The sequence below is a fragment of the Flavobacterium sp. 245 genome (genome assembly GCF_004362055.1).
In the GTDB taxonomy this organism is placed as follows: domain Bacteria; phylum Bacteroidota; class Bacteroidia; order Flavobacteriales; family Flavobacteriaceae; genus Flavobacterium.
Genome location: NZ_SNXB01000012.1, coordinates 115,585 through 132,318 on the forward strand (window position 1 = coordinate 115,585; position 16,734 = coordinate 132,318).

13 protein-coding genes are annotated in these 16,734 nt (G+C 30.6%); 6 read left to right on the forward strand and 7 right to left on the reverse strand.

All coding sequences use genetic code 11. The annotated features are described in order from the left end of the window. The first annotated feature begins 113 nt into the window (after positions 1-113). Positions 114-407, forward strand: a complete 294-nt coding sequence (locus tag EV145_RS19545; RefSeq protein WP_133526872.1) for a hypothetical protein — start codon at positions 114-116, stop codon at positions 405-407. 245 nt (positions 408-652) lie between these two features. Here the strand turns inward: EV145_RS19545 and EV145_RS19550 are convergent, their stop codons facing one another. After that, on the reverse strand, positions 653-1,120 hold the full coding sequence (locus EV145_RS19550) for a RadC family protein (RefSeq protein ID WP_133526873.1): 468 nt from the start codon (positions 1,118-1,120) through the stop codon (positions 653-655). A 585-nt stretch (positions 1,121-1,705) separates the two neighbouring features. Here EV145_RS19550 and EV145_RS19555 point away from each other — a divergent pair. Then, positions 1,706-2,074 carry a hypothetical protein gene (locus EV145_RS19555; RefSeq protein WP_133526874.1) on the forward strand — a complete coding sequence of 123 codons (369 nt, stop codon included), beginning with the start codon at positions 1,706-1,708 and terminating at the stop codon, positions 2,072-2,074. A 362-nt stretch (positions 2,075-2,436) separates the two neighbouring features. Here the strand turns inward: EV145_RS19555 and EV145_RS19560 are convergent, their stop codons facing one another. The 3 genes from EV145_RS19560 to xseA form a co-directional block, all read right to left on the reverse strand. Further along, positions 2,437-2,685, reverse strand: coding sequence for a hypothetical protein (locus tag EV145_RS19560; protein ID WP_133526875.1), 249 nt, complete (start codon positions 2,683-2,685; stop codon positions 2,437-2,439). A 335-nt stretch (positions 2,686-3,020) separates the two neighbouring features. Further along, positions 3,021-3,227: an exodeoxyribonuclease VII small subunit gene (gene xseB, locus EV145_RS19565; RefSeq protein ID WP_133526876.1), complete on the reverse strand. Its 207-nt coding sequence runs from the start codon at positions 3,225-3,227 to the stop codon at positions 3,021-3,023. After that, positions 3,205-4,641: an exodeoxyribonuclease VII large subunit gene (gene xseA / locus EV145_RS19570; protein WP_133526877.1), complete on the reverse strand. Its 1,437-nt coding sequence runs from the start codon at positions 4,639-4,641 to the stop codon at positions 3,205-3,207. Before xseA ends, xseB begins: the two co-directional genes overlap by 23 nt. 223 nt (positions 4,642-4,864) lie before the next feature. On the opposite strand from xseA, the gene rpiA reads away from it, so the two are divergent. Continuing rightward, entirely contained in the window at positions 4,865-5,560 is a 696-nt protein-coding gene (rpiA, locus tag EV145_RS19575; RefSeq protein ID WP_133526878.1) for a ribose-5-phosphate isomerase RpiA, read from the forward strand. A gap of 637 nt (positions 5,561-6,197) precedes the next feature. Here rpiA and EV145_RS22490 read toward each other — a convergent pair. Then, a complete protein-coding gene (locus EV145_RS22490) occupies positions 6,198-6,371 on the reverse strand; it encodes a hypothetical protein (protein ID WP_166638492.1) in 174 nt (57 codons plus the stop codon). Positions 6,372-7,065: 694 nt separating this feature from the next. Continuing rightward, positions 7,066-7,830, reverse strand: coding sequence for a LytR/AlgR family response regulator transcription factor (locus EV145_RS19580; RefSeq protein ID WP_133526879.1), 765 nt, complete (start codon positions 7,828-7,830; stop codon positions 7,066-7,068). Between the two features lie 778 nt (positions 7,831-8,608). On the opposite strand from EV145_RS19580, the gene EV145_RS19585 reads away from it, so the two are divergent. Beyond that, positions 8,609-10,165 carry a helix-turn-helix domain-containing protein gene (locus tag EV145_RS19585; RefSeq protein WP_133526880.1) on the forward strand — a complete coding sequence of 519 codons (1,557 nt, stop codon included), beginning with the start codon at positions 8,609-8,611 and terminating at the stop codon, positions 10,163-10,165. Between the two features lie 398 nt (positions 10,166-10,563). Here the strand turns inward: EV145_RS19585 and EV145_RS19590 are convergent, their stop codons facing one another. Beyond that, the gene (locus EV145_RS19590) at positions 10,564-10,866 is read right to left on the reverse strand and encodes a hypothetical protein (protein ID WP_133526881.1); all 303 of its coding nucleotides are present in this window, start codon (positions 10,864-10,866) and stop codon (positions 10,564-10,566) included. 2,906 nt (positions 10,867-13,772) lie between these two features. Between EV145_RS19590 and EV145_RS19595 the strand changes: the two genes are divergently transcribed. Continuing rightward, positions 13,773-14,405 (forward strand): DUF4240 domain-containing protein, encoded by a 633-nt coding sequence (locus EV145_RS19595; protein ID WP_133526882.1) that lies wholly within the window; start codon positions 13,773-13,775, stop codon positions 14,403-14,405. Positions 14,406-14,930: 525 nt separating this feature from the next. After that, entirely contained in the window at positions 14,931-15,992 is a 1,062-nt protein-coding gene (locus EV145_RS19600; protein WP_133526883.1) for a glycosyltransferase, read from the forward strand. Positions 15,993-16,734: the final 742 nt, after the last annotated feature.

Here is a 16,734-nt window from a genome sequence, read left to right on the forward strand (position 1 = left end):
ATTATAAAAGGATCTCCAGTCCATCCCATCGGGTCCATATTTTGAACGGGGTGTTTTTAAAGCTTCTGCCTATCTTTGAATGATTAAATTATTAATTTAAAAACGTGTGAACTATGCTGACAGAAAATGATGCTGCCCAGGTTTTTGATACCATACTGAGTATCCCGGGCATGAATGAAACGGTGAAGATTGATCTGAAGATTTCACGAAAAAATGTGCTGCTGCTCCACCATGTGATCGGGCGCGGACTTATTGAAAATCAAAGCTGCCCATCGGTGCTGCTGCAAAGAACCGGCGAGGAAAATATTGCCGAATTAAAACAGCTTTCAACTGATTGTCTGGCAAGGGCAGGCCTTACCGAACTCAATGAAAAACTTGCCGGCCTGGGTGCCGCAAAGAAACAGTAAAAACAAAAAAAAAAAAACACCGTCAGCATGAAGCGCCGACGGTGTTTTTTATTTCGTATCAGGGTGCAGGCATCAGGTTGAAGGTTACCACAATAAACAGCTAAAAGTTTTAATATACCTGCGACACTTTTACAGCATCACAACCTCTGCCTTACAGAGCAGCCACACCCCGGCTTAAAGAAAGAAAGAAAGAAAGAAAGAAAGAAAGAAAGAAAGAAAGAAAGAAAGAAAGAGAAAAAAAGGCGCTATAAGGCGCCTTCATCTGCAAAGGAATAATAGTTTTCTGAAGTGACAATCACATGATCCAGCAGCGGAATGTCCAGCAGCTCTCCTGCCTGTTTAATCTTTCTGGTAATGCTTTTATCAGCTTCTGAAGGAATTGTTTTGCCAGAGGGATGATTGTGGCTGATGATGATGCCAACGGCACTGGCTTTCAGTGCAGCGGCAAACAGAAGTCTGATGTCAACAATAGTACCTGAGATGCCTCCTGAAGAAGCTTCATATATACCCAGTACTCTATTGGACTGGTTCAGCAGCAGCACTTTGAACTGCTCCAGAAATTCAATCTTGCCTGGATCCCAGCAGTCCTTCAAAAGTGCATAGGCACATCTGGAGGATGTAATAAGAGGTCTCTGGGAACTTTTTACTTTTGTTTTATAAATCAGATCAATTTCTGAAACGATTTTCCAATCGTTGTTTGCTGCAGTTTTCATGATGCTAAATATTTAAGATTAATTTTAGCACCGCCCGCGGGCAGAAGCAAGCAAGCGCAGAAAGCAACGCAATAAAGCAGGACGGATGTACTGCATTTATGGGGGAATTTTTTGCAGCGCCCCGCCGCGCTGTGCCCGAACTTTGTGATGGAATTAAACGGTATTTACATCCCCCGTTGCACCTGTACCAGAAAGACTGAAAGGATCAGGATATAGAGTAAGGCAAACTGCTGCAGAGCCGGTGTAATAAATGTGAGTGTAAACTAACTGCAGACATCTGGTTAGGGGGCTGAACGGGAATTAAGCAGTACCAATAAACAGTAAACAAATAAAGGATAAAACCTTTGAGGCATTGCCTCATGTGTTGTTTTAAAAACTACTTCTACAGCATATAATAGGGCATCTACCCGCCTGATTACCTGATAGCTATTTTATAAATGCAAATCATTATTCTGTAAAAAAATTGCTGCTATCCTTTTTACATTTGACAAAGGACAAACGAGTACAAGCACGGCAATACCGGCAAACTTGCTAAGAACACTATTTTTAAAAAACAAAAGCAATAATTTAATTAAAAAAAATGAAATGAAAAATTCAGATACACCGGAAAATTACCCTCAGGATGACAGGAATTTTCAAAACGCAAACACAGACCCAAAAAGCAGTGATACGAACAACAATCCTTATGATTCAGAGAATCTGGACCATGAATCAGACAGCGCGTCCAAAGATATAACCGAGAAGGACATTGAAGCGGACCTTATAGAAAATGATCCCTCAGAAGGGTTTGAAACTGATATTGATACCCAGAGCAGCGATGATGCTGAAAATGATTACTTTGAAACCATAGAGCCCGATCAGGATAATCCAGTCAAAAAGGAATTCGAAATTGGGCAGCTGGGAAATGAGGAGCTTAAAGAAGATGAACTTACCAGAGATGAGAAAGCTAATTGATCACCTGGCAATATAAAACCCTCCCAGCGAAAATTTTAAGGTGCCCAGATTTGATGCCTGTAAAAAACCGTTATCATTAACGGCTTTTCTTATAGGATCTTAGGAATAAAACAGTTCCAGGCAGTATTTTAGCCCCGATTGATTCGCCAGTTCGCTTCGCTCGTGTGAAGTGGAAATCCTTTTGTGCCTGGGTGGGCACAAAAGATTACAATGTATAGCGGGAAGATCTCCTGAAAATAATATTAAAAGTCCCTCTCACTGCTTTTTTAATATCAAATAGAAAATGAAAAGGGCCTCTTTCATTGAAAAGGGCGTTTTATTTGCAATGCTTTTTACAGGCTAATTAATTCAATTCGCTGCCTTTACTTGAAAATATATATGCTGTCCTCCAGCTGCTCTCTGGCAATAAATGCAGTGATAAATTCACGGACTTCATTGTCAGTACCCGTCTCAATATCAAAAGAATTGATGTGAAATTCATCATCCTGATCCAGAATATGTATGATCTCTGTGTAACCCTTTGAGATCAGACTTCCTTTTAATTTAATAATATTAGACTGCTGCCTGCCGTCCAGTTCTTTTCGAACCTTAAGCTTCATCCCCTTTTCCATTGCAATTAATTTAAATAATATAGATGCTGTTTGACATCAAATATAAAAATTATTTAATGATATCTAATTCAAGATTCAATAAAATATATTGATACTTTCATTACCGATTCTAACGGGTATCAGCCTGTTATTACTGAAAGGAGCGGGCATTTTATCCTCATTAGTATTTGGAATAAAAGATGCAAAAAAAAGTCCCATTATATTCTAATGGGACTTATAAAGTAAGAGGCATATATAAATTGAATATCAAAATTTTAATTTTAAGTATTCCTATTTATTCGGATTATACACCTTCATAATGAAGAAACCTTCTGCCTGGTATATACCTTCCTTAATTAATTCTCAGGGTTCTCCATCCTGCTGATGATTTTATTAACCTCCGCTTCTGTATTTTTAAGTTTGGTTTGGCAGAACTCAATTAACTCTGACGCCCTTTTGACTTTTGAAGCCAACTGGTCAACTGATATTTCTTCACTTTCTATTTCTTTTGAAATGGCTGTCAGCTCGGACTTTGCCGCCTCATAGGTCAGTTTTTCTTCCATTGTATTGTATTTTTTCTTTAACTGTGCTTTTAAGTTTTGCGTCTCTCAGTATTACTTCGATCTCCTGCCCGGCCTCTATGCTTTCTGAGCTGCTGATAATTTTTTCATTTACCTTGACAATTGCATATCCTTTGCGTAGTATATTATGCGGGGACATCATCTGTATGCTTTTCTGGTGGTAATCCAAAGTAAGCTTCTCATGGCGAAGATACTCACTAGCCTCATTTTTTATGCTGTTTTTTATATTCACTAGCTCATTTTTATTCTGTTGTATCAGCATTTTAGGACTCTGCGCCAGCTGTTGTACAGCGAGGATAAGTGACTTTTGGTGTCCATAGAAAACTGCCCTGGAATTGCTTGTAATCCGATGATTAGTTCGGGTAAGCTCTTCCCTATGCATTTGTATGAGCTCCTTTGTGTTACGAGAAATGTCGTTTTTGAGCTCGCTTAGTTCTTTATAATGGACAGGAAAACGCTGCTGTGATTTTATGATTATATTTTGCTGCAGCGAGAATATTTCAAGCTCAAAACTTCGGTTATGGGCAATGATGAACTCAGCCGCCTTTGTTGGTGTTTTGGTATTCGTATGGGCCATCAGGTCCGTAATACTGACATTTTTCTGGTGCCCTATACCTGTTATAACCGGAATGGGAAACTTGGCCACTGCCCTTCCGATATTATAATTGTCAAAAATCAGAAAATCAGACTGTGAGCCGCCGCCCCTGTTAATCACAATGGCATCGTATGGGATTCCCGTATTATAGATTTCGATGAGTTTATTCAAGAATAGTTTTGCGTTGTTGTCTCCCTGCACAACGGTATAATAGTCATCAATCTGGAAAACATACCTAAAATTATTATGCTGCATCGTGTGGCGGAAGTCTTCGTTCCCTGCCGAGCTGCTCGAGGAGATTACAGCCACTCTCTGAATTACCGCTGGAAGCTCTAGCCGGCTGTTATAAGTGGAGTAGCCATCTCCTTCTTTTTGGATATAATCATTTTCTCTGACCAGGCGCTCAAGGGTAGCATTTCGTTGCTGCTCGAGTATTCCCAGCATAAAATTACTGTCGATATCCAAAACGCTTACAGACAAACCATATAAGGGATGGTAATCCACCCTCACCTGAACCAGGACATGAAGGTTGTTGGTAAAGGTTTGTCCTGTATTTTTTTCAAACTCCTCAATACAAACAGCTCCCCCTCCCCATGATTTGCCCATCATTTTGGCGGTGATCGCATTACCGTTCTGCGCCTTCTCCACCAGCTCAAAATAATGGATTTTTTTATCGGCTTTAAAGGAATGATTGGTGATATCGGCCAGTACCCAGAAACGCTGTCCTTCAAAACGCGAACTAATCGTGTCATGAATCATATCGTTGAGCGCTGATAGTCTGATATACTGTTGGGGTTCCATTGATCAAGATTTCTTACCAAACAGCTAAGGTAATAATATTAGCGCGGAATCTCAAAAAGGCTTAAAAAGGCAGTCCTCTTTTGAAGACAAACCTATACCAGATCCATTTGCCAGAAATCAATTTTCTGCTATAATTTTTTTTCATTAAAACAGATTATCTTTATTTTTGAGTTGCCTGCAAATGCAGAAATTTGCAATAAACCTACTTATTAAATCCTTAATAATGAAAGAACATTTAGAAATGGAAAAACAGCTTGCCGCAAAGGAAGCTGTAAAGTTTATTAAAGACAATCAAATTGTGGGTTTGGGAACCGGTTCTACCGCTTATTATGCTATCGTAGAAATTGGCATATTGATAAGTAGAGGTCTAAAAATTAAAGCTGTACCTACATCTACTAAAACTTCAAACCTTGCAAAATCTTTAAACATTCCTATCATCGATATAAATCAAGTCACTACAATTGACATTACTATCGACGGAACAGACGAATTCACCAATGATCTGGATCTGATAAAAGGAGGAGGTGGAGCATTATATCAGGAAAAGATAGTTGCCTCAAAATCTAAAAAACTAATAATTATTGCTGACTCTTCAAAGAAAGTTGATATCCTAGGTAAATTTAAGCTTCCTATTGAAATAGAGATAAACTCTTTTGATTATGTTTTAAAGCACATTATAGCTATAAATGGAGTCGGTGAAATTCGTTTGGCACCGACCGGCCCTTACACAACTGATCAGGGAAATTATATTATTGACGCTGATTTCGGACTGATAAACAATCCCATTGAGCTTTCCAAAAAACTTAGTCAGATAGAAGGGATAATCGGACATGGTTTATTTATTAATTTGGCAGACAGAGTAATAATGGGTTACAACGACTCAACTATAACCTATATTCACAAATCGAGTTCACTATAATTTTTGCCTAAAAATCTGCAAATAGTTTACAAAGAAATTCCGCCAGCTTATTGGGCGCAAAAATATTCATGATTAAATGGACTATAAGTTAGAATGAACTCAAATGAATACTTTGAGTTTTGTGGCAGAATCGTGGCACATGGCGTTTTTGAATAATATAAATCCAGCAAAACCAATACCTAAGAAGTTTAGGTTCGAATTTATTAAACTATTTACTAGAAATTAATTTTCTTCTATATAATGAACTTACAAGTATTAGAAAATTTTGTTTTTTCAAAAATGTTAAACTTATAGTCATTAAAAAGGGAGGCAAACCTCCCTTACTACTGTTTTTTTTCGATTCCTTTTTCTTTGCAAAATATAGTTCCCAAAAGCAACCTAATACAAGAAAAGAAAATGATATTAATGAAGATAATTGTATATACAAATTTTTTTGGGGATTAATACCATCATTTAGAATTTTATATATCTGCATTCCTAACATGAGTAATCCAAAATATAGAATCACAATTAGTATTGTCCGTCTATTTTTTTTTACAAAATCCATATCTAATGTTTTTTAATCAATTAATATTCAAAATTGTATTTATAAATTTAATCAATTATTCTATAAAAATTGGATCACGAGCCTCAGCTTCTAAAGTTCTGGCTTATTGGACGCACAGTCCTGTGCCAAAGCGATACTTCCATGGATAAATGACGCTGCAAAAAGACCAGCTCCTATTGGTCCTGCAACCAAAAATGCGCCGGCAAAAGTTAATCCAAGACCAACGGCTGACCATCCACATCCGTCTTCGGAAAAATTTTCCATTTGATCTAGATTAATTTTTTCATTTTTTTATACCTAAAAGGTTTAAAAAACTAGAGGTCTAAAATTATACATTTTGCAAGTATTGCAAATGTAGTTTCATTGATATAGTATTCATATTGAAAAGTAGTTAACGGTCGAATTTAGATTTTAAAGTTAGATTTTAGAGGTTAACGTAATAAAAAATCTTATTTAATTCATTACTATTTATTTTTATGATAATATATCTAGATAGCTTTAAAGTATAATCGGTATAACAAAGATATGATCAGATTTTTTCAATTCTCTATATCATTAATCCCATTATTTTAACACGTTACCTATTATGAACAGGAAGCATTCAAATATCTAATCAGATTATTGAAGATTACCGAGCGATTATAGTGTAAAACTCAGTGATGTTGACCATCTGTTTACAATTTAAAGTGACCACCCCATTACGGTGCAAAGTTAGCATCTCGATTTATTTCAAAAAACTACTTTTTTTTCATGTGTTAATTATTATTTCAAATATAGATAAATAATTATCCCTTCGTTATGCTTTTTTTCATTCTCATTGATTCCCCATGTAGTTCAATCCTGTTTGTACCGCTCTTTAAGGGCTATACAAGTAAAATTATAGTAAAATGATAAACCAATGATTTCTTTCTTTAATCAGCATAACTGCTTGGTAATTTTAAAAATCCAGATAATTGTATTATTCCCTAATTTTTAAAAATCGATTAAATTCTTCTTTTTTCCTTTTGGCAATGGGAAGTAATTTTCCATTTACTAATTGACAATAACTCCCATCTTTCTTTATTATCCTTGAAGTATACTTAATATTTATAATGTAGGATTTATGAATTCGAAAAAAACTCGCTGAATCCAAAACCCCTTCATAATGGATCAGGTTTTTATTCGATACGTGCTGTGTTCCATCAATTAGATAAAAAGTAGCATATTTACTATCTGACTCCACAAAAATGACATCTGAAACTTTAAATAATTCAATTTTATCTATAGAAACAACTGCTAAATAATCTTTATTTCTTGATACATCAACCTGGGTTTTATCAACTTTATACTCATGCTTAAAATCAAAATAAGAATTCCATACAAGTTTCTGAACTGCTTTGTTAATTGCTACAACGAGGTCTTCTAGAATAATTGGTTTTAATATATAATCGATCGCATTATATTTTATCGCCTTGATTGCATATTGCTCATGTGAACTAACAAAAATTAATTGTGCTTTATTTATTTCTATTTGATCCAGTACCTCAAAAACTTCATTTTCACGTAAACGGCTGTCTAAAAAAAGAATATCCGGATTATGATCATTAATTACTACAACTGCCTCCGAAATCGACATAGCTTGCGCGACAATTTCAATCTTAGGAAAATACTTTGATATAAAATGTTTCAATAGCAAAATATTGTTCATTTCGTCATCAACTATGACTGCTTTATAAATATTCATAAAATGGGTGGTTTTAAATTATGGAATTTAAATTTTAACTTTTCATCTGCTAGGTTCACCTAAAACTTAGTGCTATTTTAAAATTTAGATCATTTTGAACTTATTATTTACTGTGCTACTACTTGGCTTTTCTCTAATCTTAAGATCTTCAATCTTATAAAAATCCTGTTCTTTTTTGGATTGAATTAAAAATTTCGATTCTTTCATTGATAATGCTAATTAAATATGACCTATATTCAAACTTTCTTTTTTATTAAATTAATTATGAAGCTTTTTTACCTGATGTATTTCTTGAAAAATAAATACGAGATATTCGTTTTGCTTGCATCAACTCATAGTTTTTTTACCATTGTTTTACAGACTAAAATCTTATAATTTCAATATTTTTAAATCAATTACAGCTCCACCTTTAGACTTTTTAATTTTCTGGTATTCTTATTAAATTATTTTTAAATCTTATTAAATTATTGATGTCAATAAAAAAAATCTATAATTAAGTTTATCTAGTAAATAATAATGTAAATTAGCTTTGTCTGTCATTACAAATCTTCTCCTTTTTACAGGAGGAAAATTGCAGCTTATCTTTTTAGATTTCTGTTCAAAAAAACACAAATATTTTAAAAACAAATGATAGTTAATACTACAAATCTTCAACAAATTTAGGACTGTTTTCAATAAACTTCCATCTATGCAATAACTAAATACCTATATACAACAACTTTAAAAAAAAACACAAACAACTGAAAACAAACACCTTAAACCCATAAAAAACCTTATTATGAAATTAAAACACAACACTGTTTTGATTATTAAATTTCTAAAAAAAAATTGCTCCAATCATAATATACGAGCAAAACAAAATTTTATTTTAGTATTAATTTTATGGCTCTATCCTATTGTTTCTTTTGGACAGAGTGATATTGATTATATTATAATAGAGTACAATCCCACTCAGACGATAAAAAACAGTACGAGAATCTACCAAACAACCAAAAATCCTAAAGAAAAAAGTTTAGAACTATATAAAATAGCATGTGCCTATGAAGCAATGAATGATAAGCTCAATATGAGGTTATTTCTAGAAAAAGCAGAAAAGCAATTAAGTGCCGTTACTGATCACGAGTTTAAATCTGTCATGTTATCCAGAATCGCTTCTAATGTTTCTGGAGAATTGTACTACTTTAAAGCTATTAGTTTAATTAATAAGGCACTTAAAGAAAGTGATGCTATAAAAAACAATGACAGTCATAATTATACAAAAGCATTTGCATATAACTACCTGGGACTAATAGAACATAATAGTAAAAACTATTATAAAACAATACAGCTCCTCCCAATTTTTTTAAAACATTTCAATAAACAGTCCGAACAAGCAAAAAAAAAAAATAAAAAATTGCTCCTACTCGGGTATATAAACTTCGGTGATGCTTATATGCAAAATGGTGATTTTGTACAAGCAGAAAAAATGTTTTTAAATGGCAAATCTATCTTGGATGGAAGGTACAAAGATTTAGAAGCATGTATTTATACGAATTTGATAGACCTTAACTTAAAAAAGGGGCTATACGATAAAAGCATTTACTATTCAGATATTTTGTTAAGAAAACTTCCCAAGGAAGGCTTTCTAGATAAAAAAGAATATACATACCGAATATTAGCTGAGTGCTATAAGCACAATCAAAATGTAAAAAAAAACCAGTTTTTTTTAGCAAAACAAGACAGTATTATAAATATATTAGCTAAAAGAGAAAATGAAATAATAAAAGCAAATAATGATATAGAGAAAAAAATAGAGGAAAATGCAAAAGGACAAACTTGGGATTATAAATTAGTTGTATTTACTATTATTATCTCAGGAATTACATATTTTTATATTAGAAAAAGGCAAACAAAAATAAAGCAAAGATTATTAAGATCTAAAAAGATATTAGAAAAGGACAAAATTAAGGATCAGGAAAATAAAAATGTAAAAGTACCCTTAAATATAGAATTGGATTTATTAAAGAAACTGGAGCGTTTCGAAAAATCAAATAAATATACCAATTCAAAAATGTCTGTAGCAATATTGGCAGGACAGTTCGAAACAAATGTGCAGTATTTATCCGAAATAATAAATAAAAATAAAGGTAAAAATTTTAATTCCTATATCAACGAACTAAGAATTAATTATATTATAGATCATCTAAGAAATGACAAAAAATTGAGAACATACAAAATTTCATACTTAGCTAGTTATGCTGGGTTTATATCTCATAGTACTTTTTCAAAAGCATTCAAACTGCAGATAGGAATATTACCTTCCGAATATATAAAACAGTTGCAGGAAGAATTATAACCTGAAATTAAATCATTTCTCAGCGTAATTTTAAGTTCTTTAAAATAGATCTGAAAATTAAGTGATTTTTTACGATGTTTTTATGCCTCTAAGATCAACTGAAATAGTAATAAATGATAAATCTATTTTTTCTTAAACCTGGAAAGTTAAAATTGAGAGACAAAACTCAATTTATGTACACCTGTGGTATTATGAAAATTCGATTAACATATCACTGAATAGTAGACTATTAAAGAAACAATAATCTGGATAAATACACCACAAAATCCTCTATAAAATTCTAATAAATTTAATATTGTAATTGCGAAAAAATTAAATTCGCTTTAATTTAACTTTTATAGTATCCTTTAAAATTTTGACAGTCTTGATTTTGAAGCCCAAACTTGAAAATTCCAAATTCATTCATCTGTGAGGAAATTAAAGTACTTTCCATTAACATCTGTTTTAACTTCTTTTGCTCTTTTTTTTAGCAAAACCCTAACACCTTCTATTGCAATTCCTTTTTCATCTTTCACCTGCCTCTTTACGATTATAACAGACAATGATTGTTTATTTTTTATAAAACCATTTTTGTGATCTATCTTAAAATTACTATTTGCATTTGCTTTAGGAGGAATAAAATAAGAAGATATAAAAACAAAAAACATCAACCCACTCAATATATTATATAAATAATTTTTAAAAAGATATTTTGTCATCATAATTTATTTAAAAGGTTGAAAAAACTTATTTACATTTTTAAAAGAGTAATTAATTAATCTTTAAAAGAGTAAAGATCAACTATTTCGTTCCGTTTTTTAAGGCAAAAGTAGTTAACGGCGATTTTTACAGATTAACGTATTGATTATTCTGATTTAAGATTAATTAATGACATATAAATTCCTTTTAGAACCTTACTAAAACAAATATTTGATTTAAGACTATTGTAATCAGTTATCGATTTTAAAATGAATTTATTTTTCATCATAAGACCGGACTTGATACCTTTTTTGCTACAAAAGATTAAGGCGAATTTTTTAGAAATATTTTACCAATATAAGTTTTGTGGCAAAATCGTGGCACAGGGCATCTTTAAAAATTGAACTCCAGCGAAGTCATGAACTAAGAAGTATGTGTTCGAATATTCAAAAATTATTATTAAGTCTAATTATTAAACTCTATAATCAATTTTGAAAAGATATTGCCATCCAGAATCTTTTAACAAATAAGGTTCAAGAGTTTAAAAAAAATATGTCATAGTTTATTAAAAATATCTAAGTAGTTGATTTAAAAACAATCAGTTTCAATTAATCGTCTCATTAAGATATCATCTTTTATTTCTGTTAATATTATATCTATAACCTAATGCAATTATTATAATAAGTAATACTATCGTTGCCGATCCGTTAGTCATATTTTTAGTGATAATTAAAGTATTAAGTTCATTGTGGCAACAATTATTGCAACGCTGCTAAAAAAAATCCTATTTTTTTTAAATGCCTCCAGTTTGTAGTTCAAAACAAACAACCTAACTAAAAAAAGAAGAAACCCAAAAACAATAATCTATCAAAGTAGTTGGAGGCATCAATAAAACATTAAAAAATAAAAAAAGTTATAAAATATTTTAAAGTCAAAATAATTTTTCAAACTTAAAAACTTAAAGATAATTTTATATTTAACTGATTTTTAGCAAGAAGTAGTTAACGTACCAATTTTTTGATTTAACGTGTTGATCTTTCAAATTAACGTAAAATTGAAATTTTAATGGAGGGTGTTAAAAACTCTGTTTACAAGCTCTGCAATATCAACTTCATAAAAAAAACATTTAAACTTAGTTTAAGATGGTTTAAATTAAAATATGATATTTACCTCATTGAATCCAAATACAGAAAGAATTATAACGTTACAAATAAGGCCAACAAGAGGATTTAAATTCTATTAACCAAATCTGCAGAATTTTATGTAAGATCAGGCCATTAACGCCGTTATAAAAAACAACTCTTTACTAATGCCTCCAGCCTGTAATTCAAGCAAACACTAACTTAAATAAACAAACAACTTTTATTAGAAAAAACCAAAATTCTAATCAGTGGTGGAGGCATCAATAAAAACAACAAATAACTAAAAAAAAAATAATTTACTAAATGTTAAATCAAATAACTTTTACAATTTTGACAGAAAGATAGCTTTATATTTACCAGATTCTAAGCAAGAAGTAGTTAACGTAATGATTTACTATTTTTACGGGCTTTTTTTTTAGATTAACGTAAAATTGTCTTGATGGCGGCTGTTAATTATTCCCTGATACAATCTCTAGAATGCTAATTGGATTAAAACAAACATTTTCAAACTTTGCTTAAAATAGTTTAAGTCAAAATAGAATGTTTAGCTTATGGTCGTAAAATACAGAAAGAACTGTACAGTTGTAAAAGAACTCCCCCCAAGAACATATAAGGTCTATTAAACTAATCTAAAGAATTTTATTAATATCAGGTCATTTTAAAGCAGCTGTAATAATAATAATAATAATGGCTTATTTGCAAAACACAAAAATGAAGAAGCTTAAATAAGAAATAATACTTATAATGTTTTCTTAATGGATACAATTTCATTATTCCATGAACAAAATTTCGACTCTTAATTCAAAGCGTAGTTGCTTTATTTAAATATCTGATTAAAAGCAAACTGATATATTGCGCTTAACTCCCTACAAGATATTGAAGTATATTTACTTTTTAAAGATCATATTTTATAATTTAAATATTTAAGAATACATAAAAATGTTCGGGAGTTTTCAACAGAAATTAGCTAAATCATCAAGGTATAGCCCGATCAAAACTAAAAATAAATATTTTATAAAATCAAAAAGGAACTATATTTCTGCGTTTAACTTCGAATTCTAAACGGTAATATTCAAATTCGACCGTTAACTACTTTATACTTCGCAGTTTCTACTTAAGCTTTTAAATTAGTAATAAAATTAAACTATAACAATTATTCTATGCACAGGGGATTATTATTTATTTGAGATTTTCCTGTTTCTAATAGTATGCAGATTTCGCTGGGAAGATCCAAAAAGTAATGAGATATTGATATAATGCATCCCGCTAATAATTCTGGTTTAATGGACTTTTTTGAATAAAAAATAATTTTAACTCTTTTTTGATTTATATAAAATATCTGTTTGATAAACCTGAATTTTAAACCATTATACAAGAGATTAATAGTGATACATTAATATGAATGGTTTTGTTAGAGGAGGAATAAAATTCTCATGAACTGGCAAAGCTAAAGTTGAATTAGTAAAAACATTTGCCAAATTATAAGATTCTTATACAAATAAAAATTGACCATTAATGCTTTTTCTCCAACAACATTTTCCTTAAACGATTCTATCGAATGGATAAATGCGGGTATTCTAAACTCTTTTTAAAAAGTTTAGAAAAACTATTATGAGGTAAATATTGTTGAATTGTTATTTAAAATAAACATAGCCTATAAAACATTTGAAATGCTTCAAAAAGATCCAAAATAAGAAAATTGTTCATAAAAGCATTTACGGATCAAAAAGTAAAGAACACAACTATCGCCAAATTCTAACAACTCAAGCTTATGTTAAACTATAATTATGACATCAAAACGCGCACTTATTAAATTGCTCCTTATTATTCAAATTTTGGTAATCAGTTGCGAAAAAAAAGAACACAAAAAAACACTTAAGACACATCAATACATTAATTTAATATCTTCTGATACTACCGGAAAGGTTATGAAAGAGGATGAGTTTTGGAAATTAATAGATCAATCAAGAATTCAATCAAATGATAATTATGAACTTCAGACTAAAGTATTAAAAGAAATACTTCTAAAACTTAAAGCTGAAGAAATCGAAAAATTCGACAATACATTTACTGCGCTTTTGGCTGCATCGTACAATTGGGATCTTTTGGGAGCATCTTATGTGATAAATGGAGGTTGTTTCGATGATTGCTTCGATTACTTCAGGCAAAATCTAATTGCTCATGGCAAAGAAAAATTTTACGATACCATTGCAAATCCTGATGATTGTGTTTACTGGATAAAATCACAAAATGAAGAATTATGGAATGGAATTCAATACTCAGCTTACGATGCTTATAAAGAAAAAACTGGAAAAGAAATCCCTAAAACTTACAATCCTGATTGGACACTTAAAGGGGAGGAATTTGACGAAAATAATATCGAAAAAAAATATCCAAAACTAGCTAAAAAGTTTTTATAAAAAAGCACAACAAGCCATAATCTATTCGACTATCCTTTTTTGATTTTAAAAATTATTAAAAAAAATCTTAAAAAATGTTTGGAATTTTCACGCCGTGGCTACTGGAATAATTAAAAGATTAAGGAATCTATATTTCTCAATCTTTTTTATGGGTCTATATATTTTATTTATTTCTGTAAAATTTAAATGTCTGTATTTTCAAGCAAATTTGGTTCTAACCGTATTAACTAAAACATAGAAGCACAATAATTATTTAACTAAATCGAAAAGTAAATCTTTACTATAGCAATCAAAAACTACCAGAGAAATTAATCAGTTTGGCAAAACTGAATTTTTCAACTTTCTCAAAAGAGATTAATTGTGGTAAATTAATATTCTCTAAAAACTTTAAAGCAGTAGTTTCTCTTATTGTATATCATAAAAATAAACTGTTTTTTATTAAGTAGATTCTGGATACAATTCTTTATAATAAAAAGAGATATTTTTCACACAAAGCCAATATTAGAGACTTAATAACTTAAGCCTATGACTATAGAAAAACGAAAAATTGCACTAATTGGTGATTGCCTGGCGCATGGCGGTGCAGAGAAAGTTCATGCACTATTATCAATTTATTTTCATAATGCCGGATTAAAAGTCGTAAATATTGTATTATCGAATATAGTAACTTATGAGTACCACGGTGAATTAAATATTATACACACTAGAAGTGAGATTCAAAAAACGATTCAAAAAAATAAATTTGATTATATAATTGATTTTAGGGCACGCCCAGGTTTTATAAAGGAATTAATGTTTTCTTGGTTTATATATCCTACCAATGTGTTTTATACTGTCCATAGTGGTTTGTTGGATTATTATTTTCCGAGGTCTGTATTCTTGTCTAAGCTTATATATAAAAGAAGAAAAATTGTGACTGTTTCGCAAGAAATTAGCTACTTGATTTTATCAAAAAAAATAGCATCTGACGTACATTGCATAAATAACCCCATAGATTTTGAAGCAATAGAAATTTTAAAAAATGAGCCGGTGATTCAAAAAAACGTAAAATATATTTTAGCAATTGGAAGATTAGAAGAAATTAAACAATTTGATGAACTAATTTTAGCATATGCAAATAGTATTTTACCAGAAAAAGGAATTAAGCTATTTATAGTCGGCAGCGGTTCGTATCAACAAAGTTATAAAGAATTATCAGTAAAATTGGGATTAGGTTCTGATGTTGAATTTACAGATTTTTTAGAAAATCCCTATCCATATTATAAAAATGCTCTTTTTACAGTTTTATGTAGCAAAAATGAGGGATTGTCTAATGTCCTTTTAGAATCTTTAGCATGTAGTACTCCTGTAATTTCTTTTGATTGCTTCTGTGGACCTAATGAAATTATATTAGATAAATACAATGGACTACTGGTCGAGAATCAAAATTTCAAAAAGCTTACAGAAGCAATAGATACAATGTTTATGGATAAACATTTATATAGAATATGTAAAGAAAATTCACTTAAAAGCGTTGAGAAATTTTCTTTAATTACTATTGGTAAACAATGGTTAAATCACTTCGCATTATATTCAAATTTCAGGTAAATTTCAATAAAGCGAATGACCAGATTGAGTGATGTTTAAGTAAAGTAATTTTTCAGAATTAAATCCAAATATATAATTATAATTTATGCAAAAGGGAATTATAATTTAGAATTCTACTAAAATATGATATACAACTATTTAAACATTTAAAAATATACTAAGCTGTCATTTAAGTAATTCCTCAGATACCAGTTTTTAAATGAGAACAAGTGGTTAGTATAATAACTTTTTGTTTTATTTTCAAAGTAAAAATTTGTTTATTAAACATGCTAAAATAAATCCGAGTGTAAACCACAATAACCTTGCTACTCTATTATCTCTTATGATTTCTTCTTTTTCGCTCATAATAACTCAAATTAATTTTATTTTTTTTACTTAATGGGAAGATTTGTTTATTTAAAAAATTATTCCAGCAAAACCAAAGGATAAACACATCTTTATAGATAAATAAGAGGTGGATTAAATAAATTCATTTTCCTTTATTTAAAACGGCAGCTTACTGCTGGATCGATTATAGATGGTTTTCGTTTATATTTTTATTAAATGTAGCTGGTTTTCTTAAACAAATCCAATCGTAAAGTAGTTAACGGGCCAATTCTTGAAATAACGGGCTAATTCAGAGATTAACGATTAAATTATTATTAATAATTTTGGAATGTTTTTTATCTCTGTAAATAATCCTGTTACGCTCAAATTTCTAATTTAGAGGGCCTTGAACCACTATAAAAAAGCACTTCATTAG